Annotated in this window: 23 protein-coding genes; 11 read left to right on the forward strand and 12 right to left on the reverse strand. The window is 70.2% G+C overall.

All coding sequences use genetic code 11. The annotated features are described in order from the left end of the window. Position 1 precedes the first annotated feature (1 nt). Genes IEZ11_RS33170 through IEZ11_RS52050 form a run of 3 tightly spaced genes read left to right on the forward strand, consistent with a single transcriptional unit; the run spans position 2 to position 6,620 of the window. The gene (locus IEZ11_RS33170; protein WP_189266651.1) at positions 2-3,238 is read left to right on the forward strand and encodes a glycosyl hydrolase family 28 protein; all 3,237 of its coding nucleotides are present in this window, start codon (positions 2-4) and stop codon (positions 3,236-3,238) included. Further along, positions 3,235-4,578 (forward strand): glycoside hydrolase family 27 protein, encoded by a 1,344-nt coding sequence (locus IEZ11_RS33175; RefSeq protein ID WP_189266652.1) that lies wholly within the window; start codon positions 3,235-3,237, stop codon positions 4,576-4,578. Before IEZ11_RS33170 ends, IEZ11_RS33175 begins: the two co-directional genes overlap by 4 nt. A gap of 11 nt (positions 4,579-4,589) precedes the next feature. Next, positions 4,590-6,620 carry a PQQ-dependent sugar dehydrogenase gene (locus IEZ11_RS52050; RefSeq protein WP_189266653.1) on the forward strand — a complete coding sequence of 677 codons (2,031 nt, stop codon included), beginning with the start codon at positions 4,590-4,592 and terminating at the stop codon, positions 6,618-6,620. 7 nt (positions 6,621-6,627) lie between these two features. Here the strand turns inward: IEZ11_RS52050 and IEZ11_RS33185 are convergent, their stop codons facing one another. Further along, a complete protein-coding gene (locus tag IEZ11_RS33185; RefSeq protein WP_189266654.1) occupies positions 6,628-8,454 on the reverse strand; it encodes an AMP-dependent synthetase/ligase in 1,827 nt (608 codons plus the stop codon). A gap of 351 nt (positions 8,455-8,805) precedes the next feature. Between IEZ11_RS33185 and IEZ11_RS33190 the strand changes: the two genes are divergently transcribed. Next, the gene (locus IEZ11_RS33190) at positions 8,806-9,783 is read left to right on the forward strand and encodes an Lrp/AsnC family transcriptional regulator (protein WP_189266655.1); all 978 of its coding nucleotides are present in this window, start codon (positions 8,806-8,808) and stop codon (positions 9,781-9,783) included. Positions 9,784-9,843: 60 nt separating this feature from the next. On the opposite strand, the gene IEZ11_RS33195 is transcribed toward IEZ11_RS33190, so the two are convergent. After that, positions 9,844-10,707, reverse strand: coding sequence for a LysR substrate-binding domain-containing protein (locus IEZ11_RS33195; protein WP_189266656.1), 864 nt, complete (start codon positions 10,705-10,707; stop codon positions 9,844-9,846). A 159-nt stretch (positions 10,708-10,866) separates the two neighbouring features. Between IEZ11_RS33195 and IEZ11_RS33200 the strand changes: the two genes are divergently transcribed. Both IEZ11_RS33200 and IEZ11_RS33205 read left to right on the forward strand, forming a co-directional pair. Next, a complete protein-coding gene (locus IEZ11_RS33200) occupies positions 10,867-11,916 on the forward strand; it encodes a bile acid:sodium symporter family protein (protein WP_373295007.1) in 1,050 nt (349 codons plus the stop codon). Positions 11,917-12,008: 92 nt separating this feature from the next. Further along, entirely contained in the window at positions 12,009-12,536 is a 528-nt protein-coding gene (locus IEZ11_RS33205; protein WP_189266657.1) for an isochorismatase family protein, read from the forward strand. Between the two features lie 163 nt (positions 12,537-12,699). Here the strand turns inward: IEZ11_RS33205 and fdhD are convergent, their stop codons facing one another. The 5 genes from fdhD to IEZ11_RS33230 are packed head-to-tail and all read right to left on the reverse strand — an operon-like array spanning position 12,700 to position 19,123. After that, positions 12,700-13,548, reverse strand: a complete 849-nt coding sequence (fdhD, locus tag IEZ11_RS33210; RefSeq protein WP_189266658.1) for a formate dehydrogenase accessory sulfurtransferase FdhD — start codon at positions 13,546-13,548, stop codon at positions 12,700-12,702. 7 nt (positions 13,549-13,555) lie between these two features. After that, the gene (locus IEZ11_RS33215; protein WP_189266659.1) at positions 13,556-14,416 is read right to left on the reverse strand and encodes a 2Fe-2S iron-sulfur cluster-binding protein; all 861 of its coding nucleotides are present in this window, start codon (positions 14,414-14,416) and stop codon (positions 13,556-13,558) included. Beyond that, on the reverse strand, positions 14,413-16,230 hold the full coding sequence (locus IEZ11_RS33220; protein WP_189266708.1) for an NADH-ubiquinone oxidoreductase-F iron-sulfur binding region domain-containing protein: 1,818 nt from the start codon (positions 16,228-16,230) through the stop codon (positions 14,413-14,415). The genes IEZ11_RS33215 and IEZ11_RS33220 overlap by 4 nt, the downstream gene beginning before the upstream one ends. Before the next feature lie 5 nt (positions 16,231-16,235). Then, positions 16,236-18,155, reverse strand: coding sequence for a molybdopterin oxidoreductase family protein (locus IEZ11_RS33225; protein WP_189266660.1), 1,920 nt, complete (start codon positions 18,153-18,155; stop codon positions 16,236-16,238). Further along, positions 18,152-19,123, reverse strand: a complete 972-nt coding sequence (locus IEZ11_RS33230) for a 2-dehydropantoate 2-reductase (protein ID WP_189266661.1) — start codon at positions 19,121-19,123, stop codon at positions 18,152-18,154. The genes IEZ11_RS33225 and IEZ11_RS33230 overlap by 4 nt, the downstream gene beginning before the upstream one ends. 205 nt (positions 19,124-19,328) lie before the next feature. Between IEZ11_RS33230 and IEZ11_RS33235 the strand changes: the two genes are divergently transcribed. The 4 genes from IEZ11_RS33235 (at position 19,329) to IEZ11_RS33245 (ending at position 22,680) form a co-directional block, all read left to right on the forward strand. After that, positions 19,329-20,657 (forward strand): OFA family MFS transporter, encoded by a 1,329-nt coding sequence (locus tag IEZ11_RS33235; RefSeq protein WP_189266662.1) that lies wholly within the window; start codon positions 19,329-19,331, stop codon positions 20,655-20,657. Beyond that, entirely contained in the window at positions 20,632-20,766 is a 135-nt protein-coding gene (locus IEZ11_RS52055; RefSeq protein WP_268239940.1) for an MFS transporter small subunit, read from the forward strand. The genes IEZ11_RS33235 and IEZ11_RS52055 overlap by 26 nt, the downstream gene beginning before the upstream one ends. 147 nt (positions 20,767-20,913) lie before the next feature. Then, positions 20,914-21,861 (forward strand): beta-ketoacyl-ACP synthase III, encoded by a 948-nt coding sequence (locus tag IEZ11_RS33240; RefSeq protein ID WP_189266663.1) that lies wholly within the window; start codon positions 20,914-20,916, stop codon positions 21,859-21,861. A 141-nt stretch (positions 21,862-22,002) separates the two neighbouring features. Next, the gene (locus tag IEZ11_RS33245; protein ID WP_189266664.1) at positions 22,003-22,680 is read left to right on the forward strand and encodes a GntR family transcriptional regulator; all 678 of its coding nucleotides are present in this window, start codon (positions 22,003-22,005) and stop codon (positions 22,678-22,680) included. A 12-nt stretch (positions 22,681-22,692) separates the two neighbouring features. Here the strand turns inward: IEZ11_RS33245 and IEZ11_RS33250 are convergent, their stop codons facing one another. Both IEZ11_RS33250 and IEZ11_RS51255 read right to left on the reverse strand, forming a co-directional pair. Continuing rightward, on the reverse strand, positions 22,693-23,682 hold the full coding sequence (locus IEZ11_RS33250; protein WP_189266665.1) for a hypothetical protein: 990 nt from the start codon (positions 23,680-23,682) through the stop codon (positions 22,693-22,695). Beyond that, positions 23,679-23,915 (reverse strand): VOC family protein, encoded by a 237-nt coding sequence (locus tag IEZ11_RS51255; RefSeq protein ID WP_229713504.1) that lies wholly within the window; start codon positions 23,913-23,915, stop codon positions 23,679-23,681. Before IEZ11_RS51255 ends, IEZ11_RS33250 begins: the two co-directional genes overlap by 4 nt. Before the next feature lie 730 nt (positions 23,916-24,645). On the opposite strand from IEZ11_RS51255, the gene IEZ11_RS33260 reads away from it, so the two are divergent. Continuing rightward, complete coding sequence (locus IEZ11_RS33260; RefSeq protein ID WP_189266666.1) at positions 24,646-25,611, forward strand: hypothetical protein; 966 nt, start codon at positions 24,646-24,648, stop codon at positions 25,609-25,611. 453 nt (positions 25,612-26,064) lie between these two features. On the opposite strand, the gene IEZ11_RS33265 is transcribed toward IEZ11_RS33260, so the two are convergent. The 3 genes from IEZ11_RS33265 to IEZ11_RS33275 are packed head-to-tail and all read right to left on the reverse strand — an operon-like array spanning position 26,065 to position 26,676. Continuing rightward, a complete protein-coding gene (locus IEZ11_RS33265) occupies positions 26,065-26,250 on the reverse strand; it encodes a hypothetical protein (protein ID WP_189266667.1) in 186 nt (61 codons plus the stop codon). Continuing rightward, entirely contained in the window at positions 26,247-26,477 is a 231-nt protein-coding gene (locus IEZ11_RS33270; protein WP_189266713.1) for a hypothetical protein, read from the reverse strand. The genes IEZ11_RS33265 and IEZ11_RS33270 overlap by 4 nt, the downstream gene beginning before the upstream one ends. After that, positions 26,470-26,676 carry a hypothetical protein gene (locus tag IEZ11_RS33275; RefSeq protein WP_189266668.1) on the reverse strand — a complete coding sequence of 69 codons (207 nt, stop codon included), beginning with the start codon at positions 26,674-26,676 and terminating at the stop codon, positions 26,470-26,472. The genes IEZ11_RS33270 and IEZ11_RS33275 overlap by 8 nt, the downstream gene beginning before the upstream one ends. Between the last annotated feature and the right edge of the window lie 15 nt (positions 26,677-26,691).

A 26,691-nucleotide genomic window follows, 5' to 3' on the forward strand; every position in this document is an offset into this window, starting at 1 on the left:
CATGAAACCCCCCACCGCCGCACGGCACAGTGCGGCCGCGATCGTCCTCTTCGTCCTCGCCGTCGTCCTCGGGCTCTCGCACCCCGCGGCCCTCGCCGCCCCGCAGTCCACCGCACCTCGCGCGGGCGCCGTCTACGACGTGCGTGACTACGGTGCCAAGGGCGACGGCTCCGCCAACGACACCCCCGCCATCGACAAGGCCGTCACGGCCGCGAACGCGGCGGGCGGCGGTACCGTCCGCTTCACCGCCGGCACCTACAAGTCCAAGAACACCATCCACATGAAGAGCCATGTGACGCTCCAGCTCGACAAGGGCGCCACCCTCCAGGGCTCCAGCGCGGACACCTACGACAAGGCCGAGTCGAACCCGTACGACGCGTACCAGGACTACGGCCACAGTCACTTCCACGACGCGATGATCTACGGCGACCGGCTCACCGACATCGGCTTCGTCGGCCAGGGCGTCATCGACGGCGCGGGCAACCTGATCACCGGCAATCCGAAGACCGGCGAGGCCGACAAGATCATCTCGCTGACCCGGTGCGACGGCCTGCGGATCGGCGACGGCCTCACCCTCCGCCGCGGCGGCCACTTCGCGGCCCTCATCAACGGCTGCAACAACGTGACGTCCGACCACCTGACCATCGACACCGCGAGCGACCGCGACGGCTGGAACGTCATCTCCACCACGAACGCCACGATCACCAACGCGACGATCCACGCCAACGACGACGCGCTGGTCTTCAAGAGCGACTACGCGCTCGGCGCCAAGATGCCCAACGGGCATGTCCGGGTGAGCGGTTCGACCCTGGGTGCCAAGTGCTGCAACGCCCTGATGTTCGGCTCCGAGACCTGCGGCGACTTCTCGGACTACCAGTTCGAGAACATCCGCATCGACGGCGCCGACAAGTCCGGCCTCGGCATGGTCTCCATGGACGGCGCGAAGATCTCCGACGTCCACTACCGCGACATCACCATGACGAACGTCCACTCGCCGATCATGGAGAAGATCGGGACCCGCAAGCGATGCGGCAACAGTCCCGGTGTCGGATCGATCAGCGACGTCACGTACGACGACATCACCGCCACCGGCAACAGCCCCTCCTTCAGCCCGACCCTGTGGGGCGAGAGCGGCCACCGGATCAGCGGTGTGACCTTCGACAACGTCAACATCACCGTGCCCGGCGGCAACGGCACCATGTCCACCGGCGTGCCCGGCAACGACCCGAACGACTACAACCCCAAGGCCATCGGCACCCGGCCGGCCTACGGCTGGTACCTGCACAACGCCGACCACGTGCAGTTCACGGACAGCGGTGTGAAGTCCGCCGCGAGCGACGGGCGTCCGGCGGTCATCGCCAACGCGGCGAGCGACATCCGGCTCACCCGCTTCACCGCGCAGAAGGGCGCCGACTCCCCGTACGACGTCGGCTTCCAGGACGTCACGGGTGCCTGCGTGACGGACAGTCACAACACCTCCGGCGGTGCGCTCCGTGTCTCCGGAGGCCAGGACTGCGCCGCGGCCGTGAAACCGCTCGATCTGGAGAACCCCCGCCAGGACTTCCTCCGCGCCTCCGTCGGCGGTCTCTTCCTGCACTGGGGCCTGCGCACCGCCCCCGCCCACACCAGCTGCACCGCCTGGGAGAACGACGTCACGAGCGGCGGCTGGACCCCGGACTACTGGGTGAACGAGGCCCAGAAGCTGCACACCCAGTACCTGGTCCTCGCCACCTTCCACAGCCGCCTCGGTTACGCTCGCCCCTGGCCGTCGAAGATCCCCGGCTCCTGCTCCACCAAGCGGGACTTCCTCGGCGAGCTGATCGCCGCCGCCAAGGCCAAGAACATGAAGGTCATCCTCTACATGACCAACGACCCCCAGTGGCACGACGAGGGCGGCCACGAGTGGCTCGACTCCGCCGCGTACTCGGCCTACAAGGGCAAGAACGTCGACCTCACCACCAATGACGGCTTCGGGCAGTTCAGTTACGACAACTTCTTCGAGGTCATGGACCGCTATCCCGACCTCGGCGGCTTCTGGATCGACAACGACAACGCGTACTGGGAGAGTCACGACCTCTACCAGCAGATCTACCAGAAGCGCCCGAACTACACGCTCAGCAACAACAACGAGGACACGCCGATCATGGACATGATCAGCAACGAGCAGAAGGCGGGGATGACCCCGGCCTACGACTACCCGCAGGCCGTCTACACCGCCCAACCCCGCCTGACCGAGGCCGACTTCAAACTGCCCTCGACCGGTGCCTGGTGGTACGACGGCTCCGACCCGGCCGTCGACAAGATGCTCACCCTCGGCCGCCTCGTCACGAACGTGGGTTCCTCGGTGAAGGCCCTGATGGCGGAGACCGCCCAGGTCAACGGCAAGTTCCCGGCCAACCAGGCCGCGTTCAACACCTTCGCGAACTCCTACCTCGACCCGATCTGGGAGTCCCTGCACGGCACCGAGGGCGGCGGCTATATGTACGGCGGCCTCAAACCCGGCTTCTGGAACGACGGCGCCCACGGCGTGACGACGATCGCCAAGGACGACCCGGACCGCCAGTACGTCCACGTCCTGACCCCGCCGTCGACCAGCACCCTGCGGATCCGCGACAACGGCTACCGCATCGCCTCCGTGACCAACCTCCGCAGCGGCAAGGCGGTTTCGTGGTCGCAGTCCGGCGGCGTGCTGACCCTGACCGGGCTCGGCGACTGGGACCCGTACGACACCGTCTTCAAGGTCCTCACGGTCGGCCGGCAGGGCATCCTCACCGGGGTCAAGGTGACCGCGAGCGCCGCCGCGAGCGGGCACGCCGGTTCGGCCGCCGGTGACGGCGACTACCTCACCTACTGGGACAACAACAAGACGCTCCCGGTGAACCTGACCTTCGACCTCGGCTCGGCGAAGAAGGTGCAGTACCTCGGGCTCAACCAGCGCGAGGACTCGGTCGCCTACGCCCGCTCGGACACCGAGCAGTCGGCGCGGATCAAGGACTACAAGGTGTACGTCAGCAACGACGGCACCACCTGGGGGAGCGCGGTCAAGTCCGGGCAACTGCCCAGCCGTCGGGGCATCCAGGGCATCGACCTCACCGCCGCCACGGCCCGGTACGTCCGCCTGGAGGTGGACTCCACCTGGGCCGCCTCGACCGACACCACCCGCTACCAGCGACTGCGGATCGACGAGGCGTGGATCGGCACCGCCTACGCGACACCCGTGACCGGAGGACGCCCGTGACCAGGACCAGAAACCTCACCGTGGCGACGGCCGCGCTGCTGGTCGCGGCGGCGGTGCCGCTCCTGCGCGCCGGTGACTCGGCCCCCGCCTCCGACAACGGCCAGGCCGTGCGGCCCGCGATGGGCTGGAGCAGCTGGAGCTTCGTGCGCCGGTGGCCCACCCAGGCCAAGATCGAGGCCCAGGCCGACGCGCTCGCCGCGAGCGGCCTGAAGGACCACGGCTTCGTCCAGGTCAACCTCGACGACTTCTACCAGAAGTGCGACGCGAACGGCTTCACCGTCGACTCCTACGGCCGCTGGGCCGTCGACCCCGCCAAGTTCCCCGACGGCATCAAGGCGCTGGCCGACTACGTCCACGCCAAGGGCCTGAAGTTCGGCTTCTACGTCACGCCCGGCATCGCCAAGAACGCCGTCACCAGGAACACCCCGATCGAGGGCACCTCGTACCACGCCCAGGACATCGCGGACACCTCGAAGACCGAGAAGAACTACAACTGCAAGAACATGTACTACATCGACTACTCCAAGCCGGGCGCCCAGGAGTTCGTGAACTCCTGGGCCAAGCAGTTCGCCTCCTGGGGAGTCGACTACCTGAAGATCGACGGGGTGGGCAGCCAGGACATCCCCGACGTCCAGGCCTGGTCCAAGGCGCTGCGTGTCTCCGGCCGCCCCATCACCTTCGCGCTCTCCAACAACCTCGCGATCGCCGACGCCCCGACCTGGCGGTCGCTGGCCAACAGCTGGCGCACCCAGGGCGACGTCGAGTGCTACTGCGGACCCGGCGACAACGGCAGCGGCTACCCGCTCACCGACTGGTCGCACGTCTCCGCCCGCTTCAACACGGCCGCGAACTGGCAGCAGTACGCGGGACCCGGCGGCTGGAACGACCTGGACTCGCTGGAGATCGGCAACGGCGACCAGGTGGGCCTCACCGCCGACCAGCGGCGCTCCCACTTCACCCTCTGGTCGATGGCCGCCGCGCCCCTGCTGCTCGGCACCGACCTCACCCACCTCGACACCGTCGACAAGGCCATGCTCACCAACGACCGGCTGATCGGCGTCGACCAGGACGGGGTGGCCGCGAAACGGATCGTGAACAGCGGGGTCAAGCAGGTCTGGAGCAAGAAGGAGAGCGACGGCCAGTACGTCGTGGCCCTCTTCAACACCGGCACCTCCGGCAGCTCCACGGTGAGCGTGGACTGGTCCCAGGTCGGCTTCACCGGCTCCGGGGACGTCACCGACCTGTGGTCCGGCTCCCACAAGGGCACCGTCGCCACCACCTACAGCGCGACCCTGCGTCCGGGCGAGACCCGGCTGATCCGTGTCCGGCCGCTCGGCTGAGGAGGACCGTCATGACCCCCAGAACCCTACTGGCCCGCGCCCTGCCGCTGGCCCTGGCCGTGCCCCTCGTCGCCCTGCTGCCGGGGACCGCGCGGGCGGCCACCGACTACCAGGCCGAGGACGCGACGATCTCCCAGGGCACCGTCGCCACCAACCACACCGGATACACCGGCACCGGCTTCGTCGACTACACCAACATCAAGGGCTCGTACGTGGAGTTCACGGTGAGCGCCGCCACCGCCGGCACCTCCGCGCTCGCCCTGCGCTTCGCCAACGGCACCGACACCGACCGGCCGTTGGACATCTCCGTCAACGGCACGGTCGTCGCCGCCGGCGTCTCCTTCCCGGCCACCGCCGACTGGAACACCTGGGTGACCAAGACGGTGAACGTCCCGCTGACCGCGGGCAGCAACAAGATCCGTGCCACCGCCACCACCGCGAACGGCGGGCCCAACCTGGACAAGGTCAGCGTCGCCGCGGCGGCCGACACCCAGGCTCCCACCCGGCCCGGCCAGCCCTCCTGCTCCGGCATCGGCGAGGACGCGCTCACCCTCGCCTGGGGCGCCGCCACGGACAACGTGGGCGTGACGGCGTACGACCTGTACGAGCACGGCAACAAGATCGGTGAGGCGGCCGGGAGTTCGACCTCGAAGACCCTGACCGGGCTCACCCCGAACACCACCTACGACCTCACCGTCATCGCCCGCGACGCGGCCGGCAACACCTCACCGGCCAGCCCCGTCGTCGACTGCACGACCCAGCCGAGCAGCGACAGCACCCCGCCCACCGCGCCCGGCACCCTGTCCGCGACGAACATCACCGCGAACACCGCCGACCTCACCTGGGGCGCCTCCACCGACGACCGGGCCGTGACCGCGTACGACGTCCGCAGCGGCACCACCGTCTACAAGACGGTCACCGGCTCCACGACCACCACCCTCACCGGTCTCGCCTGCGACAGCCCCTACACCCTGGACGTCGTGGCCCGCGACGCGGCCGGCAACGTCTCCCAGCCGAGCAACGCCGTCACCTTCACCACCAAGGCCTGCGCCACCGACGGCGGCACTCCCTCCTCCATCGCCACGCTCTCCAGCGGCTGGACCATCCCCTGGGGCACCTACTGGATGCCCGACGGCAAGACCGCGCTGGTCACCGAGCGGGACGACTTCCGGGTCTGGAAGGTCACCAAGGACGGCACCCGGACCCAGGTCGGGACCGTCCCGAACGTCGTCACCACCAACGGGGAGGGCGGACTGCTCGGCGTCGCCGTCGACCCCAAGTGGGAGAGCAACCACTACGTCTACTTCATGCACACCGCCGACGAGGGCAACCGGGTCGTGCGCATGACCTACGACGGCAGCACGCTCAGTGACTACAAGATCCTGCTCCAGGGCATCAAGAAGAACCGCTACCACAACGGCGGCCGGCTGCTGTTCGGTCCCGACGGCTACCTCTACGTCTCGACCGGAGAAGCCCAGACACCCGACCTCGCCCAGGACAAGAACTCCCTCAACGGCAAGATCCTGCGCATGACGACCGACGGCAAACCGGCCCCTGGCAACCCGTTCGGCAACTACGTCTACAGCCTCGGCCACCGCAACCCCCAGGGCCTCGCCTTCGACCGCAACGGGCGCCTGTGGGAGGCCGAGTTCGGCAACAGCTCCAAGGACGAGCTGAACCTGATCAAGCCCGGTGCCAACTACGGCTGGCCGACCTGCGAGGGCACCTGCTCGGTCGCCGGGATGACCAACCCCAAGGCCACCTGGAACGTCTCCGAGGCCTCCCCGAGCGGCATCGCCATCGTCCGCAACGTCGTCTACATGGCCTCGCTGCGCGGCGAACGGCTGTGGCGCATCCCGATCAACGGCGACAACGAGAGCGTGGGCACCCCGACGGCGTACTACGTCGGCACCTACGGCCGGCTGCGGACCGTGACCAAGGTGCCGGGCGCCGACCAGCTGTGGCTGTCCACCACCAACTGCGACAACAACGGCAACGAGCCGGACGGATCCGACAAGATCTTCCGGGTCAGCATCAGCTGACGGTACGTCAGGCCCGGTACAGGGCCTCGACCTCGTTGGCGTAGGCGTTCTCGATCGCCTTGCGCTTCAGCTTCAACGACGGGGTCAGCAGGCCGTGTTCCTCGGTGAACGGCTGAGCGAGGATACGGAACGTACGGATCGACTCGGCCTGCGAGACCAGGGTGTTGGCGGCCACCACCGCGCGCCGCACCTCGGTCTCCAGGTCGGCGTCCCGTACCAGCTGGGCCGCCGGCATCTGCGGCTTGCCGCGCATCTGCAACCAGTGCTCGACGGCCTCCGTGTCCAGGGTGACCAGGGCGGCTATGTAGGGGCGGTCGTTGCCGACCACGATGCACTGGCTGACCAGCGGATGGTCCCGGACCCGCTCCTCCAGGACACCGGGGGAGACGCTCTTGCCGCCGGAGGTCACCAGGATCTCCTTCTTGCGGCCGGTGATGGTGAGATAGCCGTCCTCGTCCAGGGAGCCCAGGTCGCCGGTGGCCAGCCAGCCGTCGTGCAGGGTGGCGTCGGTGGCCTTCTGGTTGTTCAGGTAGCCCTGGAAGACGTTGCCGCCGTTCAGCCAGATCTCGCCGTCGTCCGCGATGTGCACGGTGGTGCCCGGGATGGCCTGGCCGACTGTGCCGTAGCGGGTGCGCTCGGGCGGGTTCGCGGTCGCGGCGGCCGTCGACTCGGTGAGGCCGTAGCCCTCGTAGATGTGCACACCCGCCCCGGCGAAGAACAGGCCGAGCCTGCGGTCCATGCCCGAGCCGCCGGACATCGCGTTGCGGATCCGGCCGCCCATCGCGGTGCGGACCTTGGAGTAGACGAGCTTGTCGAAGAGCTGGTGCTGCATGCGCAGCGACGCCGACGGACCGGGCCCGGTGCCCCAGGCCTTCGCCTCGACCGCGTCCGCGTACTTCACCGCGATCTCCACGGCCTTCTCGAAGGGCCCGCCCTTGCCCTCCTTCTCGGCCTTGCGCCGCGCTGCGTTGAACACCTTCTCGAAGATGTACGGCACGGCCAGGATGAACGTCGGCCGGAACGCGGCCAGGTCGGGCAGCAGCGCGGCCGCGTGCAGCTGCGGCTGGTGGCCGAAGCGCACCCCGTGCCGGATCGCGGCCACCTCCACCATGCGCCCGAAGACATGTGCCAGCGGCAGGAAGAGCAGGGTGGAGACCTCCTCGCCCTTCTTCGCGCGGAACACCGACTCCCAGCGGGCCACGACCGTGTCGGCCTCGAACATGAAGTTCCCGTGCGACAGGACACAGCCCTTGGGGCGGCCCGTGGTGCCCGAGGTGTAGATGATCGTGGCGTTCGAGTCGGGGGTCACCGCCTGCCGGTGCCGGTGCACGACCTCGTCCTCCAGGTGCGCGCCCGCGTCGTACAGCTCCTGCACCGCGCCCTCGTCCAGCTGCCACAGCTGGCGCAGCTGCGGCAGCCGGTCGATGACGGTGGCGATCGTCATCGCGTGGTCCTCGTGCTCCACGATCGCGGCCGTGCACTCCGCGTCGTACAGCATCCAGAAGCACTGCTCCGCCGACGAGGTCGGGTAGACCGGCACCACCTGGGCGCCGATCGTCCACAGCGCGAAGTCGAAGAGGGTCCACTCGTAGCGGGTGCGGGACATGATCGCGACCCGGTCGCCGAACCGGACGCCCCGCGCGAGGAGCCCCTTGGCGAGGGCGAGGACCTCGTCGCGGAACTCGGCGGAGGTCACGTCACGCCACTGGCCGAGCTCGTCCTTGCGGCCCAGGGCGATGTGCTGCGGGTCCGTCCGGGCATGCTCGAACACGCAGTCGGCCAGACCGCCGACCGGCGGTGCCGACGCCAACGGCGGGTTGGTGAACTCGCGCAAACCCCGCTCCCCGCTCCTCGCTCCACAGTGACGGTCGTGACGCTCCGCACAGCGCCGTGAAAGCTACCCCACCGGAAGACCGTGCGGGAGGGGGTGCGAAAACGAGCATTGCTCTCGTATGACCGTGCTCACGTCTGGAAAATACCCCCACATGGGGAACGGCCGGACAGAATTCCTACGGTTCGGTAAGTTCCGGCTCCGTAATCTCCACGGAATCTGTACGACCCGATTACGGCCCCCGGCCGGTTACCCACCGGTCAGGTGGGGGGCGCCGCGGCACCCTCTCAGGACTGCGCCGGAGTGGCCGATTCCGTCACTCCGTCCGCCGTCCCGCTCCCTAGGATGGCCGCCATGCTGGAGCTGGAATCCGACACGCTCGATCCCCTGGACGTGCAACTGCTCTGCGCGCTGGAGGTCGACGGCCGCGCCTCCTTCAGCCGGATCGCGGCCGTGCTCGGCGTCTCCGACCAGACGATCGCCCGCCGCTACCGGCGGCTGTGCGCCGAGGCCGGGCTGCGGGTCGTCGCGGTCCGTGACGCCGAGCGGCTCGGCCACGACCAGTGGATGCTCCGGCTGCGCTGCGCGCCCGACGGCGCCACCGTCATCGCCGACGCGCTCGCCAGGCGCCCCGACACCGCCTGGATCGGGCTGGCCTCCGGCGGCACGGAGATCGCCTGCATGACCCGGCCGCGCCACCCCGGCGACCACGACGACCTGCTCCTCGGCAAGCTGCCGCGCACCCCGAGCGTGGTGGAGATCCGCGCGCAGCAACTGCTGCACCGGTTCTACGGGGGACCGGCCGGGTGGGTGCGGAAGTTCCGGGCGCTGTCCGAGGAGCAGACGGCGGCGCTGCGGCCGCCGCCGGAGGCCCACGGGCCGGCGCGGCTGGAGCCCGAGGACGCGCCGTTGCTCGCCGCGTTGGAGCGGGACGGGCGGGCGACGTATCCGGAGCTGCAGCGGGCGACCGGGCGGTCCGAGTCGTCGGTGAAGCGGCGGCTGGCCGCGCTGCTCGGTTCCGGGGCGGTGTACATCGACGTGGAGTACCGGGCCGAGGTGCTGGGGTATCCCAAGGCCGCGCTGCTGTGGATCACGACGGCGCCCTCCGCGATGCACTCCGTGGGGGCGGCGTTGGCGGGGCATGACGAGGTGGCGTTCGCCGCGGCTACCGCCGGGCCGTCGCATGTCGTGGTGACCGCGGTGCTGCGGGACACCGCTCATCTGTACGCGTACCTGAGCGGGCCGGTGGGGCGGCTGGAGGGGGTGCGGCATGTGGAGGCGATGCCGTTTCTGCGGCGGGTGAAGCAGCTGACGTACGCGGGGTCGTACTGACAGTGCGGGTGGGTGGGGGCTGGTCGCGCAGTTCCCCGCGCCCCTGTGGGGCGCCTCCGGTCAACGGCGTCTGAGGTGCGTGCCGCTCGCCAGGACGGCCGCTGCCAGTGCGTCTGCCGCCGTCTGTGCCGGTGATCGCCTGTTGCCATGTACGAGGACGAAGTCGACCTTGCCCAGTTCCGGCAGGCCCGCCCGGTCCGGGACGCGGAACAGGCCCGGGGGGATCAGGCCCCTCGAGTGGGCCATCACGCCCAGACCCGCCCTGGCCGCCGCGATCAGGCCGTTGAGGCTGCCGCTCGTGCAGACGATGCGCCAGTCGCGGCCCTGGTGCTCCAGTGCCTCCAGGGCCAGGGCGCGGGTGATGCCCGGCGGGGGGTAGACGATCAGCGGTACCGGACGCGCGGGGTCCAGCCGGAGCCGTTCCGCGCCGATCCAGACCAGGTCGTCGTGCCAGACCAGCTCGCCCAGCGGATCCTCGGCGCGCCGCTTGGCCAGCACCAGGTCCAGCTTCCCGGCGGCCAGCTGCTCGTGCAGGGTGCCCGAGAGCTCCACCGTCAGTTCGAGGTCGACCTCGGGGTGGTCGTAGCGGAAGCCCTCCAGGATCTCCGGCAGCCGGGTCAGGACGAAGTCCTCCGACGCGCCGAAGCGGAGCCGGCCGCGCACCCGGGTGCCGGTGAAGAAGGCCGCCGCCTGTTCGTGCACCTCCAGGATCCGGCGGGCGAACCCGAGCATCGCCTCGCCGTCCTCGGTCAGCTCCACGGAGTGCGTGTCGCGGGAGAACAGCTGGCGGCCGGTCGCGTCCTCCAGCCGGCGCACGTGCTGGCTGACCGTCGACTGGCGCAGCCCGAGGCGGCGGGCGGCCTGGGTGAAGCTGAGCGTCTGGGCCACCGCCAGGAAGGTGCGCAGCTGTGCAGGGTCATACACTCGAACATGTTATCGCGGAACGCGATGACAGTCAGAGTGGTATACCGGATTCCCGATCACCTGTCGGAGGAGGACGATGGAGAGGGCCCTCCCGGCCCCGGCCGGAACCCGGCCGTACCCGCCGGCACGACGCCTTGACCGACCCGCAAGTGGAGCACCGTGAAACGCCTGAGCCGGCCCAGCCGGATGCCGATCGACCCGTATGTCCTGCTGCTGCTCGGGACGGTGGGCGTCGCCGCCCTCATCCCGGCCAGGGGCACGGCCGCCGACGTGGCCTCCGGCGCCTCCACGGCCGCGATCGCCTTCCTCTTCTTCCTCTACGGCGCCCGCCTGTCCACCCGCGAGGCCGTCGACGGGCTGCGTCACTGGCGGCTCCACACCTCGGTCCTGGTCTGCACCTTCGTGATCTTCCCGGTGCTCGGCCTGGCGGCCCGAGGTCTGGTGCCGGTCCTGCTCACCCATCCGCTCTACCAGGGCCTCCTCTTCCTGACCCTGGTCCCCTCCACCATCCAGTCGTCGATCGCCTTCACCTCCATCGCGCGCGGCAACGTGCCCGCCGCGATCTGTGCCGGATCCTTCTCCTCGCTGGTCGGCATCGTCCTGACGCCGTTGCTCGCCGCCGCGCTGCTCGGCAACAGCGGGGGCGGGTTCTCCGCCGACTCGATCGTGAAGATCGTGCTCCAGCTGCTGGTGCCGTTCGTCGCCGGGCAGCTGTTGCGGCCGTGGATCGGCGGCTTCGTGACCCGGCACAAGAAGATCCTCGGCCTGGTCGACCGCGGTTCCATCCTGCTCGTCGTCTACACCGCGTTCAGCGAGGGCATGGTCCGGGGCATCTGGCACCAGGTCAGCGCCGTGCGGCTGGCCGGGCTCCTCGCCGTCGAGGCCGTACTGCTCGCCGTGATGCTCCTGGTGACCTGGTACGGCGCCAAGGCGCTCGGCTTCGGCCGCGGGGACCGCATCGCCATCCAGTTCGCCGGGTCGAAGAAGTCCCTCGCCTCCGGACTGCCCATGGCCAGTGTCCTGTTCGGCGCCCATGCCTCGCTGGCCGTGCTGCCGCTGATGCTCTTCCACCAGATGCAGCTCATGGTGTGCGCGGTCATCGCCAAGCGCCGCGCCCATGACCCCGAGGCCCAGGACCCGGCCGAACCCCCGGCCGCCCGCGCCGCGGAGTCACGGTCCGCGGTCGGCACCGGCACGCCCCGCCGCTGAACCGGGGCCGACGGCCGCCGAACACGACGGGTTCACGGGCCTGTTGATCCGGATTTCCGGTACGGACGGCTCATGGCGGCTAACGTTCCGTCATGACCGCACCCCTGGAGCTCGATCCGGCGCGCACCGCCCTCGTCCTCGTCGACCTGATGGACCGCATCGTCGCGCTGCCCCTGGAGCCCCGCAAGGGCACCGAAGTCCTGCACGCCGCCGAGGAGCTGGCCCACTCCTTCCGCGCCGCCGGCGCGCCCGTGGTGCTCGTCCGCGTCGAACGGCCCTCCCTCGCGGAGCAGCCGCCCGGCAGCGGACTCGTGGCCGGACTCCGGAAGGAAGGGGACGTGGAGATCGTCAAGCGGACGATCGGCGGCTTCCAGGGCACCGGCCTCGACGCCCGGCTGCGCGGGCTCGGTGTCACCCGGCTGGTGTTCGGCGGCATCGCCACCAACCTCGGCGTCGAGTCCACCGCCCGCGCCGCCGCCGACCTCGGCTACGACCTGGTCTTCGTCGAGGACGCCATGGCCGCCCTCACCGGACCCGAGCACGAGGCGTCCGTACGGCTCGACTTCCCGCGCCTCGGCACGGTCGTGACCACCGCCGACGTCCGCCTCACCCCCGCCTGACCGGTTCGGGCCGGCGTCCGGCCGTCGCTCCCCGCCGGTCGCCGCGTGCGTCCGAGGCCGCGGGCGGCATCGGGGCGTCCTGCTCCGGCTGAGGCGGGGCCCCTGCGGCGCAGGGGGCGCTCCCCGCCGTTCGGGGCCCCGCCGCCGTGCCGCGGGGAACCGGTCAGCCCTGGGCGGCCGCGGCCCGCAGAGCGATACGGTCCTCGCCCGCGTACACGTTCATGTTGCTGCCCCGCAGGAAACCGACCAGGGTCAGCCCGGTCTCCGCCGCCAGGTCCACCGCCAGCGAGGACGGCGCGGAGACCGCCGCGAGCACCGGGAGGCCCGCCATCACGGCCTTCTGCGCCAGCTCGAAGGAGGCCCGCCCGGAGACCAGCAGGATCGTCCGGGACAGCGGCAGGTCGCCGTTCTGCAGGGCCCGGCCGACCAGCTTGTCCACCGCGTTGTGCCGGCCCACGTCCTCACGGACGTCCACCAGCTCGCCGTCCTCCGTGAACAGGGCCGCCGCGTGCAGCCCCCCGGTCCGGTCGAACACCCGCTGCGCCGCGCGGAGCCGGTCGGGGAGGCTCGCGAGCAACTCGGGTCCGACCCGGACCGGGGGAGTGTCGGCTATCGGCCAGCGAGCCGTCGTACGCACCGCGTCGAGGCTCGCCTTGCCGCACAGCCCGCAGGACGAGGAGGTGTAGACGTTGCGCTCCAGGGTGAAGTCGGGGAGCTCGACGCCCGGCGAGGTCCTGACGTCGACCACGTTGTAGGTGTTGGAGCCGTCGACCGTGGCACCCGCGCAGTAGACGATGTTCTGCAGGTCCTCGGCGGCCGCCAGCACCCCCTCGCTCACCAGGAAACCGGCCGCCAGCGCGAAGTCGTCACCGGGGGTGCGCATGGTGATGGCCAGAGGTTTCCCGTTGAGCCTGATCTCCAGCGGTTCCTCGGCGACGAGCGTGTCCGGCCGGGCCGAGACCGCCCCGTCGCGGATGCGGATGACCTTGCGTCGTTCCGTCACTCGTCCCATGGTCTGATCAGCCCCGGTTCTGTACGTGCTGGTAGCCGAAACGGCCCTTGATGCAGAGGTTGCCGTGGGTCACCGGGTTGTCGTGCGGCGAGGTGACCCCGACTATCTCATTGTCCTGCACGTGGAGCGTGAGGGTGCAGCCCACACCGCAGTACGCGCACACGGTGGTCGTCTCCGTCTGCCGCGACTCGTCCCAGGTGCCCGCCGCCCGCATGTCGAACTCCCGTTTGGGCGACAGTGCCCCGGTGGGACACACCTCCACGCAGTTCCCGCAGTAGACACAGGCCGAGTCGGTCAGCGGGGCGTCGTGCTCGACGGCGATCCGGGCGCCGAAGCCGCGCCCGGCGACCGAGATCGCGAAACTGTTCTGCCACTGGTCGCCGCAGGCGTCCACGCACTTGTAGCACAGGATGCACTTTCCGTAGTCGCGCACGTACAGATCGTTGTCGACCCTGGGCTCCTCGTCCAGCCGGGCCGCGGCGGGGCCGAAACGGTCCGGTTTCGCCTCGTACTCCTTGAGCCACCCGGCGACGCGCGGGGTCGTCGACAGGTCCACCGAGGAGGCGAGCAGCTCCAGGACGATCCGGCGGCTGTGCCGGACGCGTTCGCCGCCGGACCGCACCACCATCCCCGGCTCGGCCTTCCGGGAGCAGGCGGGCACCAGGGTCCGCGCCCCCTCCACCTCCACCACACACACCCGGCAGGCGTTCTTCGGGCGCAGCGTGTCGCCCTCGCACAGGGTCGGCACGTCCTTCCCGGCCGCCCGGCAGGCGTCCAGGATCGTCGAGCCCTCCGGCACCCGTGCGACCTCGCCGTCGATCGTGAACTCCAGCAGTCGGCGCGGGATCCCCAGCGGTGTGACGGTCATCGGTACGCCCCCAGACGGTCGATGGCGGATTCCACGGCGTTCCACGCGGTCTGGCCGAGACCGCAGATCGAGGCGTCCCGCATCGCCCGGCCGACCTCGCGCAGCAGCGCCACGTCCCCGGCCGCGTCGGCGCCGGTGCGGGCGACGATCCGGTGCAGCGCCTCCTCCTGCCGGACCGTCCCGACCCGGCAGGGCACACACTGCCCGCAGGACTCGTCCCGGAAGAACCTGGCGATCCGGAGCAGGAGTTCGGGCAGCGGCACGCTGTCGTCGAAGGCCATGACCACGCCCGAGCCGAGCGTGGTACCCGCCTCCCGGGTGCCCTCGAAGGTGAGCGGGATGCCGAGTTCGTCCGGCCGGACGAAGCCGCCCGCGGCACCGCCGAGCAGGACGGCCCGCAGGTTCTCGCGCACCCCGGCCAGTTGGAGGAGTTCCCCGAGCGTGGCGCCGAACGGGAGCTCATAGACACCCGGGCGGTCCACACTCCCGGACACGCAGAACAGCTTCGGGCCGGTGGACCGCTCCGTCCCGATCGCCGCGTACGCCGGGGCGCCCATGGTCAGGATCGGCAGAACGTTGACCAGCGTCTCCACGTTGTTCTCGACCGTCGGCCTGCCGAACAGCCCCTGCTCCACCGGGAACGGCGGCTTCGAGCGCGGCTCGCCCCGGTACCCCTCGATGGAGTTGAACAGGGCCGTCTCCTCCCCGCAGATGTACGCCCCCGCGCCGCGCCGGATCTCGATGTCGAAGGCGAAGCCCTGACCGAGGACGTCGGCACCGAGGAAGCCACGCGCGCGGGCCTGCGCCACGGCGTGTTCCATGCGCGCCAGCGCCCGGGGGTACTCGCCGCGCAGGTACAGATGGCCCCGGTGCGCGCCGATCGCGTACGCCGCGATCGTCATCGCCTCCACCAGGGAGTACGGATCGCCCTCCATGAGCACCCGGTCCTTGAAGGTGCCCGGCTCCGACTCGTCGGCGTTGCAGACCAGGTGGTGCGGCTGCTCGGGCCGGGACGCCGTGGCCTGCCACTTGCGGCCGGTGGGGAAGGCGGCGCCACCGCGCCCGACCAGTCCCGAGTCGGTGACCTCGCGGATCACCCCCGCGGGGCCGAGCGCGAAGGCGTGCCGGAGCGCCGTGTACCCGCCGTTCGCCCGGTAGTCGTCGAGCGAGGCCGGGTCGACCACGCCCACCCGCCGCAACAGGGTCAGACCCTCCTGCCCCGCCTGGGGTACGGCCAGTGCCGGCGGGTCCTCCTCCGGTGCCGAGTCGGGCGCGGTGGCCGCGAGAAGGGCCGCGGTCACGGTCGCCGGTGCCGCCACCGCCGTACGCACCGGGTCCCCGGCCCGGATCGCGAGGGCGGCCGGGGCCCGCTCGCACAGGCCCAGACAGGGGCTTCGTTCGACGTGCACCCCGGGGCCGGCGCCCTTCTCCACCCCGGCGCACAGCCCGGCCGCTCCGGCCGCCGTGCACGCCAGGTCGGTGCAGACGTGCAGGACGGTCGCCGGGCGGGGCTCGACGGAGAACATCGCGTAGAAGGTGGCGACCCCGTAGGCCTCGGCCGGGGGGACCGTCAGACGGCGGCAGAGATAGCCGAGGGCACCCTCGCTGATCCAGCCGATCCGGTCGTTGACCGCGTGCAGCCCCGGCAGCAGCAGATCGCGGCGGTCCCGGGCCGCCCGGCCGCCGCGCGCCCAGCGCAGGTCCGCGTCGGTGCGGTCGGCGCCCTCCCAGGAGGACTCCGGAGGGCCCAACAGGGCGTCCACGGCGGCCCGTTCCTCGTCCGTCGGTTTGCTGTCGCCGAAGTGCAGGTCCACCTGTGTCACCTCACGATGGTCGCGACCGGGAGCTTCTCGACACGGATCGCCGACGCCTTGAACTCCGCGGTCCCCGCGATCGGGCAGTTGGCCTCGATCGTCAGCTGGTTGGTGTCCACCTCGTCGGGAAAGTGCATGGTCATGAAGGCGAGACCGGGGCGCAGCGCCGTGTCGATCCAGACCGGGGCGACCACCGCGCCCCGCCGCGAGGACACCCGGACCTCTTCGCCGACGACCACCCCGTACCGCTCGGCGTCCTCCGGGCACAGCTCGATGTACTCGCCGCGCCGCAGCGGGGACGGGTAACCGCCGCTCTGCACACCGGTGTTGTAGGAGTCGAGCCGGCGCCCGGTGGTCAGCCGGACGGGATACTCCTCGTCGGTCAGGTCGACCGGCGGATCGTGCCGGACCAGCCCGAAAGGCGCCGGCGTCCCGCGCCGCTCCGGCTCCGTCTCCCACAACCTGCCGTGCAGGTACGTCGGTTCGAGCCGCTCGGTGCTCGGGCACGGCCACTGGATGCCCTGGTGCTCGGCGAGACGGTCGTACGTCATCCCGTAGTGGTCCGGGGAGACCGAGCGCAGTTCGTTCCAGACGGCCTCCGAGTCGGCGTACTTCCAGTCGTGGCCGAGCCGGGCCGCCAGCGCGCAGAGGATGTCGATGTCCTCGCGGGCCTCGCCGGGCGGGGTCACGGCCCGGCGCACCCGCTGGACCCGCCGTTCGCTGTTGGTGGTGGTGCCCTCGGTCTCCGCCCAGCCCGCGGTCGCCGGCAGTACCACGTCCGCCAGCTCCGCCGTCCTCGTGAGGAAGATGTCCTGGACGACCAGGAAGTCGAGGGCCGTCAGCCGTCGTACCGCCTGCTCGCTGTCGGCCTCCGACTGGGCCGGGTTCTCGCCGATGCAGTAGACCGCCTTCAGCGTGCCCTCCTCCATCGCCTCGAACATCTCGGTGAGGTTCAGCCCGTAGTGCGGCCGGATCACCGTGTCCCAGGCCGACTCGAACTTCAGCCGGGTGTCCGGGTCGAGGATGTCCTGGAAGCCGGGCAGGCGGTTGGGGATCGCGCCCATGTCGCCGCCGCCCTGCACGTTGTTCTGGCCGCGCAGCGGCTGCAACCCGGCACCCCAGCGGCCCACCTGGCCGGTGAGCAGGGAGAGGTTGATCAGGGCGCGGACGTTGTCGGTGCCGTTGTGATGCTCGGTGATGCCGAGCGTCCAGCACAGCTGGGCGCGCTCGGCACGGGCGTAGGCGTGCGCCAACTCCCTTATCGCACGCGCCGGTACGCCCGTCACCTTTTCGGCGAGGGAGAGCGTCCAGGGCGCCACGAGCGCCCGGTACGCCTCGAAGCCGGTGGTCGCCCGCCGGATGAACGCCTCGTTGGCCAGCCCCGCGTGGATGATCTCCCGGCCGATCGCGTGCGCCATCGGGATGTCCGTGCCGACGTTCAGCCCGAGCCAGCTCTCCGCCCACTCGGCGGTGGAGGTGCGGCGCGGGTCGACGGCGTACATCCGGGCGCCGCCGCGGATCCCCTTCAGCACGTGCTGGAAGAAGATCGGGTGCGCGAAGCGGGCGTTGGAGCCCCACATCACGATGACGTCGGTGTGCTCGATCTCCTCGTAGGAGGACGTGCCGCCGCCGGAGCCGAACGCGGCCGAGAGACCGGCGACGCTCGGGGCGTGGCAGGTCCGGTTGCAGGAGTCGACGTTGTTGGTGCCCATCACCACCCGGGCGAACTTCTGTGCGACGTAGTTCGTCTCGTTGGTGGCGCGGGCGCAGGAGAACATCCCGAACGCGTCCCGGTTGCGCTCCAGGCCGCGGGCCACGCGGTCCAGGGCCTCCGGCCAGTCCGCCCGCCGGAACGGTTCGTCGCGCGCGTCCCTGACCAGCGGGTGGGTGAGACGGGGGTAGGTCTTCGGCTGCCTTTTCCTCATGCGGCGCTCCTCAGCGCGAGCAGGTCCGAGATGGCGTGCACGGTGCGCAGGGTGGGCACCGGTACGCCGGTGATCCCCGCCAGCTCGACGACGGCGGCGAGCAGCACGTCGAGTTCCAGCGGTTTGCCGCGTTCCAGGTCCTGGAGCGTGGAGGTGCGGTGGTCGCCGACCTTCTCGGCGCCCGCCAGCCGGCGTTCGATGGAGACCCCGACCTCGCAGCCGAGCGCCTCGGCGACGTCGAGCGTCTCGCGCATCATGATCTCGATGACCCGGCGGGTGCCGCCGTGCAGGCACATCTGCCGCATGGTGGCGCGGGCCAGCGCGCTGATCGGGTTGAAGGAGATGTTGCCGAGCAGCTTGAGCCAGATGTCGTTGCGCAGGTCAGGCTCCACCGGGCACTTCAGCCCGCCGGTCCGCATGGCCTCGCTGAACCGCAGACAGCGCCCCGACACGCTGCGGTCGGGCTCGCCGATCGAGAACCTGGTGCCCTCCAAGTGCCGTACCACGCCCGGGGCTTCGAGTTCGGTGGCGGCGTAGACCACGCAGCCGAGGGCGCGTTCGGGGGCGAGTACGGCGCTGACGGCACCGCCCGGGTCGACGCTCTCGACGCGGTGGCCGTCGTAGGGGCCGCCGTGCCGGTGGAAGTACCACCAGGGGATGCCGTTCTGGGCGGCGACCACCGTCGTCCGCTCGTGCAGCAGCGGCTCGACCAGCGGCCCGCACGCCGCGTACGAGTTGGCCTTCAGACCCAGGAAGACATAGTCGACCGGGCCGACCTCGGCCGGGTCGTCTGTGGCGTGGGCGTGCGCGGTGAAGTCGCCGCGCGGGCTCAGCACCCGTACTCCGTACTGCCTCATGGCCGCCAGATGGGGTCCACGGGCGATGAGGTGCACGTCGGCGCCCGCGCGGTGGAGCGCGGCACCGACGTAGGCGCCGATGGCACCGGCGCCGAGGACTGCGACTTTCACGGAACACTCCGTTCGGTTTGAGGGATACCGCGGAGGCGGCCGAGGAGCGGCCGAATCGTGTCGACGAAATATTGTCTACAGTATGGACTTGACCGCGACAAGAGTCCCGACCATGACCGTTCAGCGCATTCTGGATACCGCTCATCGCATACGATCGAACGGTCGGGTTCTCAACCGCCTTGCGGGGCCCTACCGTTCGGGACTCATGAGCAGCCCCCCTGTAGCACCCCCGGGCTGGAGCCGCTGGCTCGTCCCGCCCGCCGCCCTCTCCGTCCATCTCTCCATCGGCCAGGCCTACGCCTGGAGCGTGTTCAAGCCGCCGCTCGAATCCGCGCTGAACCTGAGCGGCACCCAGAGCGCGCTGCCCTTCCAGCTCGCGATCGTGATGCTCGGTCTGTCGGCCGCGTTCGGCGGCACCCTGGTCGAGCGCAACGGACCGCGCTGGGCCATGACGGTGGCCCTGATCTGCTTCTCCTCCGGCTTCCTGATCTCCGCCCTCGGCGCCGAGACCAAGCAGTTCTGGCTGATCGTCCTCGGCTACGGCTTCGTCGGCGGCATCGGCCTGGGCATCGGCTACATCTCGCCCGTCTCCACACTGATCAAGTGGTTCCCGGACCGCCCCGGTATGGCCACCGGCATCGCCATCATGGGCTTCGGCGGCGGAGCGCTGATCGCCTCGCCCTGGTCCGCGCAGATGCTCTCGTCCTTCGGCAGTGACAACGATGGCATCGCACTCGCCTTCCTGGTGCACGGGCTGTCGTACGCCGTCTTCATGACCCTCGGCGTGCTGCTGATCCGCGTCCCGCGCGGCGAGAAGCCGGTCGCGGACGTGCCGAGCGCCTTCGAGGGGGTCCAGGTCTCCGCGAACAGCGCGATCCGCACCCCGCAGTTCTGGTGCCTGTGGGTCGTGCTCTGCATGAACGTGACCGCCGGCATCGGCATCCTGGAGAAGGCCGCCCCGATGATCACGGACTTCTTCGCCGACAGCTCCACCCCGGTGACGGTGTCCGCGGCGGCCGGGTTCGTCGCCCTGCTGTCCGCCGCCAACATGGCGGGCCGGATCGGCTGGTCGTCCACCTCCGACCTGATCGGCCGCAAGAACATCTACCGCGTCTACCTCGGCGTCGGTGCCCTGATGTACCTGCTGATCACCCTCTTCGGCGACTCCTCCAAACCGCTGTTCATCCTCTGCGCGCTGGTGATCCTCTCCTTCTACGGCGGCGGCTTCGCCACTGTCCCCGCCTACCTCAAGGACCTCTTCGGCACCTACCAGGTCGGCGCCATCCACGGCCGGCTGCTCACCGCCTGGTCGCTCGCCGGGGTGCTCGGCCCGCTGATCGTCAACTGGATAGCCGACCACCAGAAGGACGCCGGCAAGCACGGCTCCGACCTGTACACCCTGTCCTTCGGCATCATGATCGGCCTGCTCGTCATCGGCTTCGTCGCCAACGAACTCGTCCGGCCGGTCGACGCCCGCCACCACATCCCCGCCCCGAGGGAGGCAGTCGATGTCGAACGACAGCAGCCGGCCTGAGCCCGACCGCCGCTGGCTGATCGCCGTGGCCTGGCTCTGGGTGGGCGCGCCCTTCGCCTACGGCGTGTACGAACTCGTACAGAAGGCGACACAGCTGTTCAACGGCTGAACCGGAAGCATGTTCGGGCGTCCGAGGGTCTGCAAGAAGCCGACAACTCGGGCGCTCGTTTCCTGTGGCCTTACGTGTCCTCGTACCCGTGAGTCACTGAACAGACTGGTGGGCCCATACCGAGGCAACGAGGGGGACCCACCACCCATGAACGGCTCGCGCATCGCCGCCGTCGGCCACTACCAGCCCGCGAAGGTACTCACCAACGAGGACCTGGCGAGCATGGTCGACACCAGTGACGAGTGGATCCGCAGCCGGGTGGGCATCAACACCCGGCACATCGCGGGCCCCGACGAACCCGTCGACGAACTGGCCGCACACGCCGCGGCCAAGGCCCTCGCCGCGGCCGGCCTCACCCCCGCGGACATCGACCTGGTCCTGGTCGCCACCTCCACCGCGATCGACCGCTCCCCGAACATGGCCGCCCGCGTCGCCGCCCGGCTCGGCATCCCGCAGCCGGCCGCGATAGACATCAACGTGGTGTGCGCCGGCTTCACCCACGCGCTCGCCACCGCCGACCACACCGTCCGGGCGGGCGCCGCCACCCGTGCGCTGGTCATCGGCGCCGACAAGATGTCCGAGGTGACGGACTGGACCGACCGCACGACGTGTGTCCTGGTCGGCGACGGGGCGGGCGCGGCCGTGGTCGAGGCGTGCGGGCCGGGCGAGGAGCCCGGGATCGGGCCGGTGCTGTGGGGCTCGGTCCCCGAGATGAGCCACGCCGTACGGATCGAGGGCACCCCGCCCCGGTTCGCGCAGGAGGGGCAGAGCGTCTACCGCTGGGCCACCACCCAGCTGCCGCCCATCGCCCGGCGCGCCTGCGAGAAGGCCGGGGTCACCCCCGCCGACCTCGCGGCGGTCGTGCTGCACCAGGCGAACCTGCGCATCATCGAGCCGCTCGCCGCGAAGATCGGCGCGGTCAACGCGGTCGTCGCCCGTGACGTCGTCGAGTCGGGGAACACCTCGGCCGCGAGCATCCCGCTGGCCTTCTCCAAGCTGGTCGAACAGGGGCGGATCTCCAGCGGCGACCCGGTCCTGCTGTTCGGCTTCGGCGGCAACCTCTCCTACGCCGGCCAGGTCGTCCGCTGTCCGTGAGCGGCGCCGCGCCGGGCGGTCCGGGCCGGGCGCCGTGCCCGGCACCCGCTCCGCCCGGCTTCTGGGCACCGTAGACTGTAGACGAAAGACAATCGATACTGAGACGGACTCGCTGCGCGTCTGCCGAGGAGGGGGAGACCGATGCTGTCTGCCGGACTGCCGCAGGGTGCGGTGCCGAAGCTGGAACGCCCCGGCCCGCTCCGCGACCGCGTGTACGAGGCGCTGCTGGAACTCATCACCACCCGCGCCCTCCAGCCCGGCCAGCACCTGGTCGAGAGCGAACTCGCCGGCCATCTGGGCGTCTCCCGGCAGCCGGTGCGCGAGGCGCTCCAGCGGCTGAACACCGAGGGCTGGGTCGACCTGCGGCCCGCCCAGGGCGCGTTCGTGCACGAGCCGACGGAGGCGGAGGCCGACCAACTCCTCACGGTCCGGACCCTGTTGGAGGCCGAGGCGGCGCGGCTGGCGGCCGCCAACGCGGGCAGCGCGGGAGTGGCCGCCCTCGAATCCCTCTGCGCCGAGGGCGAGCAGGCGGTCGCTGCGGACGAGGTGGACGAGGCCGTCGCCCTGAACGCCGCGTTCCACGCCAAGATCATGGACCTGGCCGGCAACACCGTCCTCGCCGGACTCGCCGCCCAGGTCGACCGCCGGGTCCGCTGGTACTACACCCCGGTGGCCCGCCAGCGCGGCCGGCAGTCCTGGATCGAGCACCGCGAACTGATCGCGGCGATCACGGCCCGCGACGAACAGCTGGCGACCCGCCTGATGCGCGAACACACGGAGCACACCCGGCGGTCGTACCACGAGCAGGCGAAGTCCTGAACCGGCGCGGCCTCACGGCAGCGTGACGAGGGCGATGCCGTCGGTCCCCGCGACGGCCAGCCGGGTGCCGTCGGGGTGCAGGGCGGCGACGGGGCTCGGGACGCGGTCGCTGCCGAAACACCCCGATCTGAGGGGCACGGCCACCTCGGGCCACTCCGCGACGACGACCCCGGTGGCCGCGTCGAGCAGTCGCGGACAGCCCGGGAAGAGGATCACCTGGTCGCCACGGGGCAGCAGCAGGACGCCGGGCTCGGCATCGGCGACCGGGCTGCGGTGGAGCCAGTCCCGCTCCGACACCGACCACACCCCGAGGTGCCGCGGTGGCAGCCCGACCTGCTCCTCGTCGTCCCACTCCTCCGTTCCCGTCGCCAGGACCAGCCGGTCGGCGTCGAGCCAACAGCCCGCCGTCACCTCCCCGTTCAAGACCACGGACAACGGCAGCAGCCCGTCGCCGTCCAGGGTGCCGGGGTCGCTGAGCGCGAGCGCGGTGTCGTAGACCATGGCCGCTCCGAAGGGCTGCCAGTACCAGCCCACGGAGAGCAGGTGCCGGCCGTCCGGGCTCAGGCTCAGCCTGGAGTGGAAGACGTCCCGGGGCTCTCGGTCGCCCGCGGTGAGCCGCTCGCCGCTCGCCGCGTCCTCGATCTGGAGCACGTTGTACTCGTCGGGGCAGTGCACGACGACCTCGCGTCCGTCGCCCAACGCGCCCAGGGCGAGCGGGTAGTCGTACTCCGGCGCCTGGTAGGAGCTGCGGTTCAGCTCCCGCACGACCCGTTCGCCTTCGAGCAGCACCCCCTTGGTGCCACGCTCCTGGTACGCCGCGCAGTAGCGCCCCGAGGCGGAGGCGGCCCCGGCGTCGAACGGAAACGTCCATGCGCAGGTCGCCGCGCGCTCCACCCCGTCGCGGTCCCAGCGCCGACCGCCGCCGACCGTGGAGACCAACTCGTCGCCCTGCCACGCCAGCGACTTCGGCGCCGCCTTCACCGGTATCCACTCCACGCTCATCGACGAGCCCTCCACTCCTGGGAGCCACTGCCGAATCCCCCGCCGGAATCTACGGGATCCCACGTGCCCCGCGTCGACCCGTTTTCCCGGCACAGGCGGAAGGGATGGCCAGCCGGATCGAACAGCACGCGGACGTGGTCCTGCGGCTGGTCCGGCGCGAGCACGGCTCCACCGGCGACGGCCTCGGCCACCGCCGCGTCCAGGTCGTCCACCTGGAAGTCGAGGAGCCTCATCGGGCGCTGCACACCGTCGGCCGGCGGCCTTGTGGAAGACCAGGCAGACGGCTCCCTGGGACGGTGCGACGACAGCCGTCCCGGGCTCCTCGTGCACGATCGGCCACTCCGGCAGTTCCGCGCAGAAGCGGGCCAGGAGCGCCGGATCCGGCACCTCCACGGCCGTTCCCCACCACCTGCCGCGCGCTCGGTACCGCATGGGGGAACCTGTCGCGGTGCCACGGGAACTGTGCACAGACCGACGGGTGCCAGGTGATCGGTGCCCCCGGTCCTATGACGGGGGGTACTGCTTCTTCCTCGGTCCCCTTTCGCGTGCTGCTGGCGGCCTAGTCACTCCGCGTGAGCTGCGCCCCGGACGTCCTCCACGGCTGTCCGGGGCGCTCCTGTACCTGGGGCGGTCTCGGTGGCCTGCGTGCCCTCTCAGCCCCTCCGGGGCCCCGTGGGAGCCCGGAGGACCCACACGAAAAGCCGGGGCCGACTGTCGGTGGGCGTCAGTACGATGTTCGTCACCTTCATGGCACTTGTGATCGGATGACCAGTGACGGACCTGCTTGCCCCGCTCAGTCCTGACCAGACGCTGTTGCTCCAGACGATGGCCGACCACTACGTCCGGACCGGCGATTGGCCAACGTGGTACTTCGTCAGGGAGACCCTGAATCGCCTTGAGGGCTTGGACGCTGACAAGCTGATTCAGTCCCTGCCTCGGGTAGGACCCCAGCCAGGTATGGGCGTGTCCTACGGACTGTCCTGGGAGCCCCGTTTCGGCTACATCCAGGACGATGTGAAGCCACACCTGACCGTCGCTGCCGCCCTGCACGTTCCGTCGCTCATGTCGGTCATGGCACATCCGTTCCTCAACGTCCTGCGGAAGCTGGTCGAGATCTACCGCGCGGTACCTCTGGAACCGGACAAGGTTGTACAGGCGGTCTACACGGCCAAGACGATCAAGCAGGCGTTGCCTTCGATCAGCGACCTGTTCATGGCTCGCTTGCCCGAGATCCTGAACCACGAGCCCCCCACGTTCGGCGGCTCGAAGTGGGCTGAGGACGGCGAGTGGATTCGAGACCTGGGGCGTGACATCTCTCGCTACGCAGGTCTCAGCGACGTGAAGTCGTACGTGGCCCGAGTGACGGAGCTGATGCCGGAACCGGTGGTGATCGGGGCCGAGCCGGTGCGGACCGGCCCCAGCCACAGGTTCCGCCTCCCGCAATCGGTCATCGTGCGCCAGCTGCCCACCTCACCCATGGGCTTCAACTCTGAGCCGGAGGAGTCGCCCGCACCTGAGTCGCAGCCTCCGGCCCCGGTGTACGTCGACGAGTCGCTGATCCAGGAGCTTGAAGCGAAGCACAGTACGACGAAGTGGAGCCTCAACAAATTGATCCAGCTCCTACGCGAGCTGAACAGCAACTACGCGATGGAGAACCCTTATTCGTGCCACATGCTGCTGAGGGCAATCCTCGATCACGTGCCGCCTGTGTTCGGCGCGAACAACTTCGAGCAGTTGGCCAGTAGCCCACCGCAGGCCTGGAAGCAGACCGACAAGGACTACCTGCGCCAGCTCAAGAACTTCAAGCCTCAGGGGCATGACGCGTTGCACCGTCAGATCCGTGAGTCGGCGGATCTGATCAAGATGGGCTACATGCCGCCGCATGCGTGGCTAGAGGCACTCCTTCGCCTCGTGATCGACGCTCTGTAACGAGGTCTCCCGCCCTTACCGGGCGGGAGACCTCACGCCCTATCGATCCTTACCTTCCCTGTCATGGGTCGGAATCGGTGGCGTAGGCAGCCTCGATCCGTCCCTTACGGTTCGGACCGAGACACGGGCGCCGACGTGTGCGCGTATGTTCTCGGTTTTACTCAGCTGGTCGCCGACAGCCCGAGCAAGCTCGGGAACTGGAGCGGTCCGCCGCTATGGTTTCGACTCACGCCGTACAGGTGGTGTGCACCCCGATTGCTGCGATGCACCCCGTCGAAACGCTGAGCGGCAGCCCGTGAGGTCTCCGGAGAGGCAGAGAACCTGACGACTTGCTGTCTCGAATGTAGCGCATGGCGAGGCGAACCACGACGAGACCAAACTGAGCCCCACCATGGTCGAATTGGAGTGAGGCTCAGGCGCAGGTCGGGGAGCTGGAAGGTTTGTGAGAGGGCGTCAGCCGGGGGAGGTGTAGCGGTGGTGGGAGCAGGTGCAGCGGGGGACGAGGAGGATGCCCCGGCTCTGGGGGAGGGGGATGTCCCTGGTCTGTCGGCAGTCCTGGTGCAGCTTGGAGTAACCCGGCCGATGGGCCAGGGCGCACTCCGGGCTCATGGTCGAGGTGTCCTCGGTCGGGGCGCTCACGAGAAGATCCCGTTGTTGCTGAAGAAGTTCATGGCGCGGGTCCGGATGCGTACGGCTTCGAGACGCTCGTCCGGGGTGGCCGGGCGGACCAGAGCGGGGTCGGCGTCCCACTCCCGCCCGCCCGCGACCGGCCGAAGCTGGACGTACGGACCTTCGTTCCCCATCACGTAGCCCAGTTCGCCCCTGGCCGGGTCGAAGACCAGCGAGCCCTCCGCCTGCTCACTCACGGGGTCCCTGCTGGAGTGCCCTGGCCAGCCGGACGGCAACGTCGGCGCGCACCCGCCCCAGCTCGACCAGCTGCAACCCGGGTGAGGCGGGGTCCACCCTCAACGACGGGAGGACGATCCCCGCGTCGTCCAGGGCCGCTCTGAGCGCTTCGACTGCGGCCTGAGTGTCGGTGACGTCCTGCGTTTTCTTCGGTGCCATGAACCGGACGCTAGA

It is taken from the genome of Streptomyces fuscichromogenes (genome assembly GCF_014645815.1).
Taxonomy (GTDB): Bacteria; Actinomycetota; Actinomycetes; order Streptomycetales; family Streptomycetaceae; genus Streptomyces; species Streptomyces fuscichromogenes.

What these genes read in the sequence shown, in the direction of transcription:
- fdhD (WP_189266658.1), bottom strand. Translation starts at nt 13,548, where the DNA reads ATGGGACGAGTGACGGAACGACGCAAGGTCATCCGCATCCGCGACGGG.
- IEZ11_RS33240 (WP_189266663.1), top strand. Translation starts at nt 20,914, where the DNA reads ATGAACGGCTCGCGCATCGCCGCCGTCGGCCACTACCAGCCCGCGAAG.
- IEZ11_RS33275 (WP_189266668.1), bottom strand. Translation starts at nt 26,676, where the DNA reads ATGGCACCGAAGAAAACGCAGGACGTCACCGACACTCAGGCCGCAGTC.
- IEZ11_RS33205 (WP_189266657.1), top strand. Translation starts at nt 12,009, where the DNA reads ATGACCGCACCCCTGGAGCTCGATCCGGCGCGCACCGCCCTCGTCCTC.
- IEZ11_RS52050 (WP_189266653.1), top strand. Translation starts at nt 4,590, where the DNA reads ATGACCCCCAGAACCCTACTGGCCCGCGCCCTGCCGCTGGCCCTGGCC.
- IEZ11_RS33250 (WP_189266665.1), bottom strand. Translation starts at nt 23,682, where the DNA reads ATGAGCGTGGAGTGGATACCGGTGAAGGCGGCGCCGAAGTCGCTGGCG.
- IEZ11_RS33235 (WP_189266662.1), top strand. Translation starts at nt 19,329, where the DNA reads ATGAGCAGCCCCCCTGTAGCACCCCCGGGCTGGAGCCGCTGGCTCGTC.
- IEZ11_RS52055 (WP_268239940.1), top strand. Translation starts at nt 20,632, where the DNA reads ATGTCGAACGACAGCAGCCGGCCTGAGCCCGACCGCCGCTGGCTGATC.
- IEZ11_RS51255 (WP_229713504.1), bottom strand. Translation starts at nt 23,915, where the DNA reads ATGAGGCTCCTCGACTTCCAGGTGGACGACCTGGACGCGGCGGTGGCC.
- IEZ11_RS33245 (WP_189266664.1), top strand. Translation starts at nt 22,003, where the DNA reads ATGCTGTCTGCCGGACTGCCGCAGGGTGCGGTGCCGAAGCTGGAACGC.
- IEZ11_RS33225 (WP_189266660.1), bottom strand. Translation starts at nt 18,155, where the DNA reads ATGAGGAAAAGGCAGCCGAAGACCTACCCCCGTCTCACCCACCCGCTG.
- IEZ11_RS33170 (WP_189266651.1), top strand. Translation starts at nt 2, where the DNA reads ATGAAACCCCCCACCGCCGCACGGCACAGTGCGGCCGCGATCGTCCTC.
- IEZ11_RS33190 (WP_189266655.1), top strand. Translation starts at nt 8,806, where the DNA reads ATGCTGGAGCTGGAATCCGACACGCTCGATCCCCTGGACGTGCAACTG.
- IEZ11_RS33215 (WP_189266659.1), bottom strand. Translation starts at nt 14,416, where the DNA reads ATGACCGTCACACCGCTGGGGATCCCGCGCCGACTGCTGGAGTTCACG.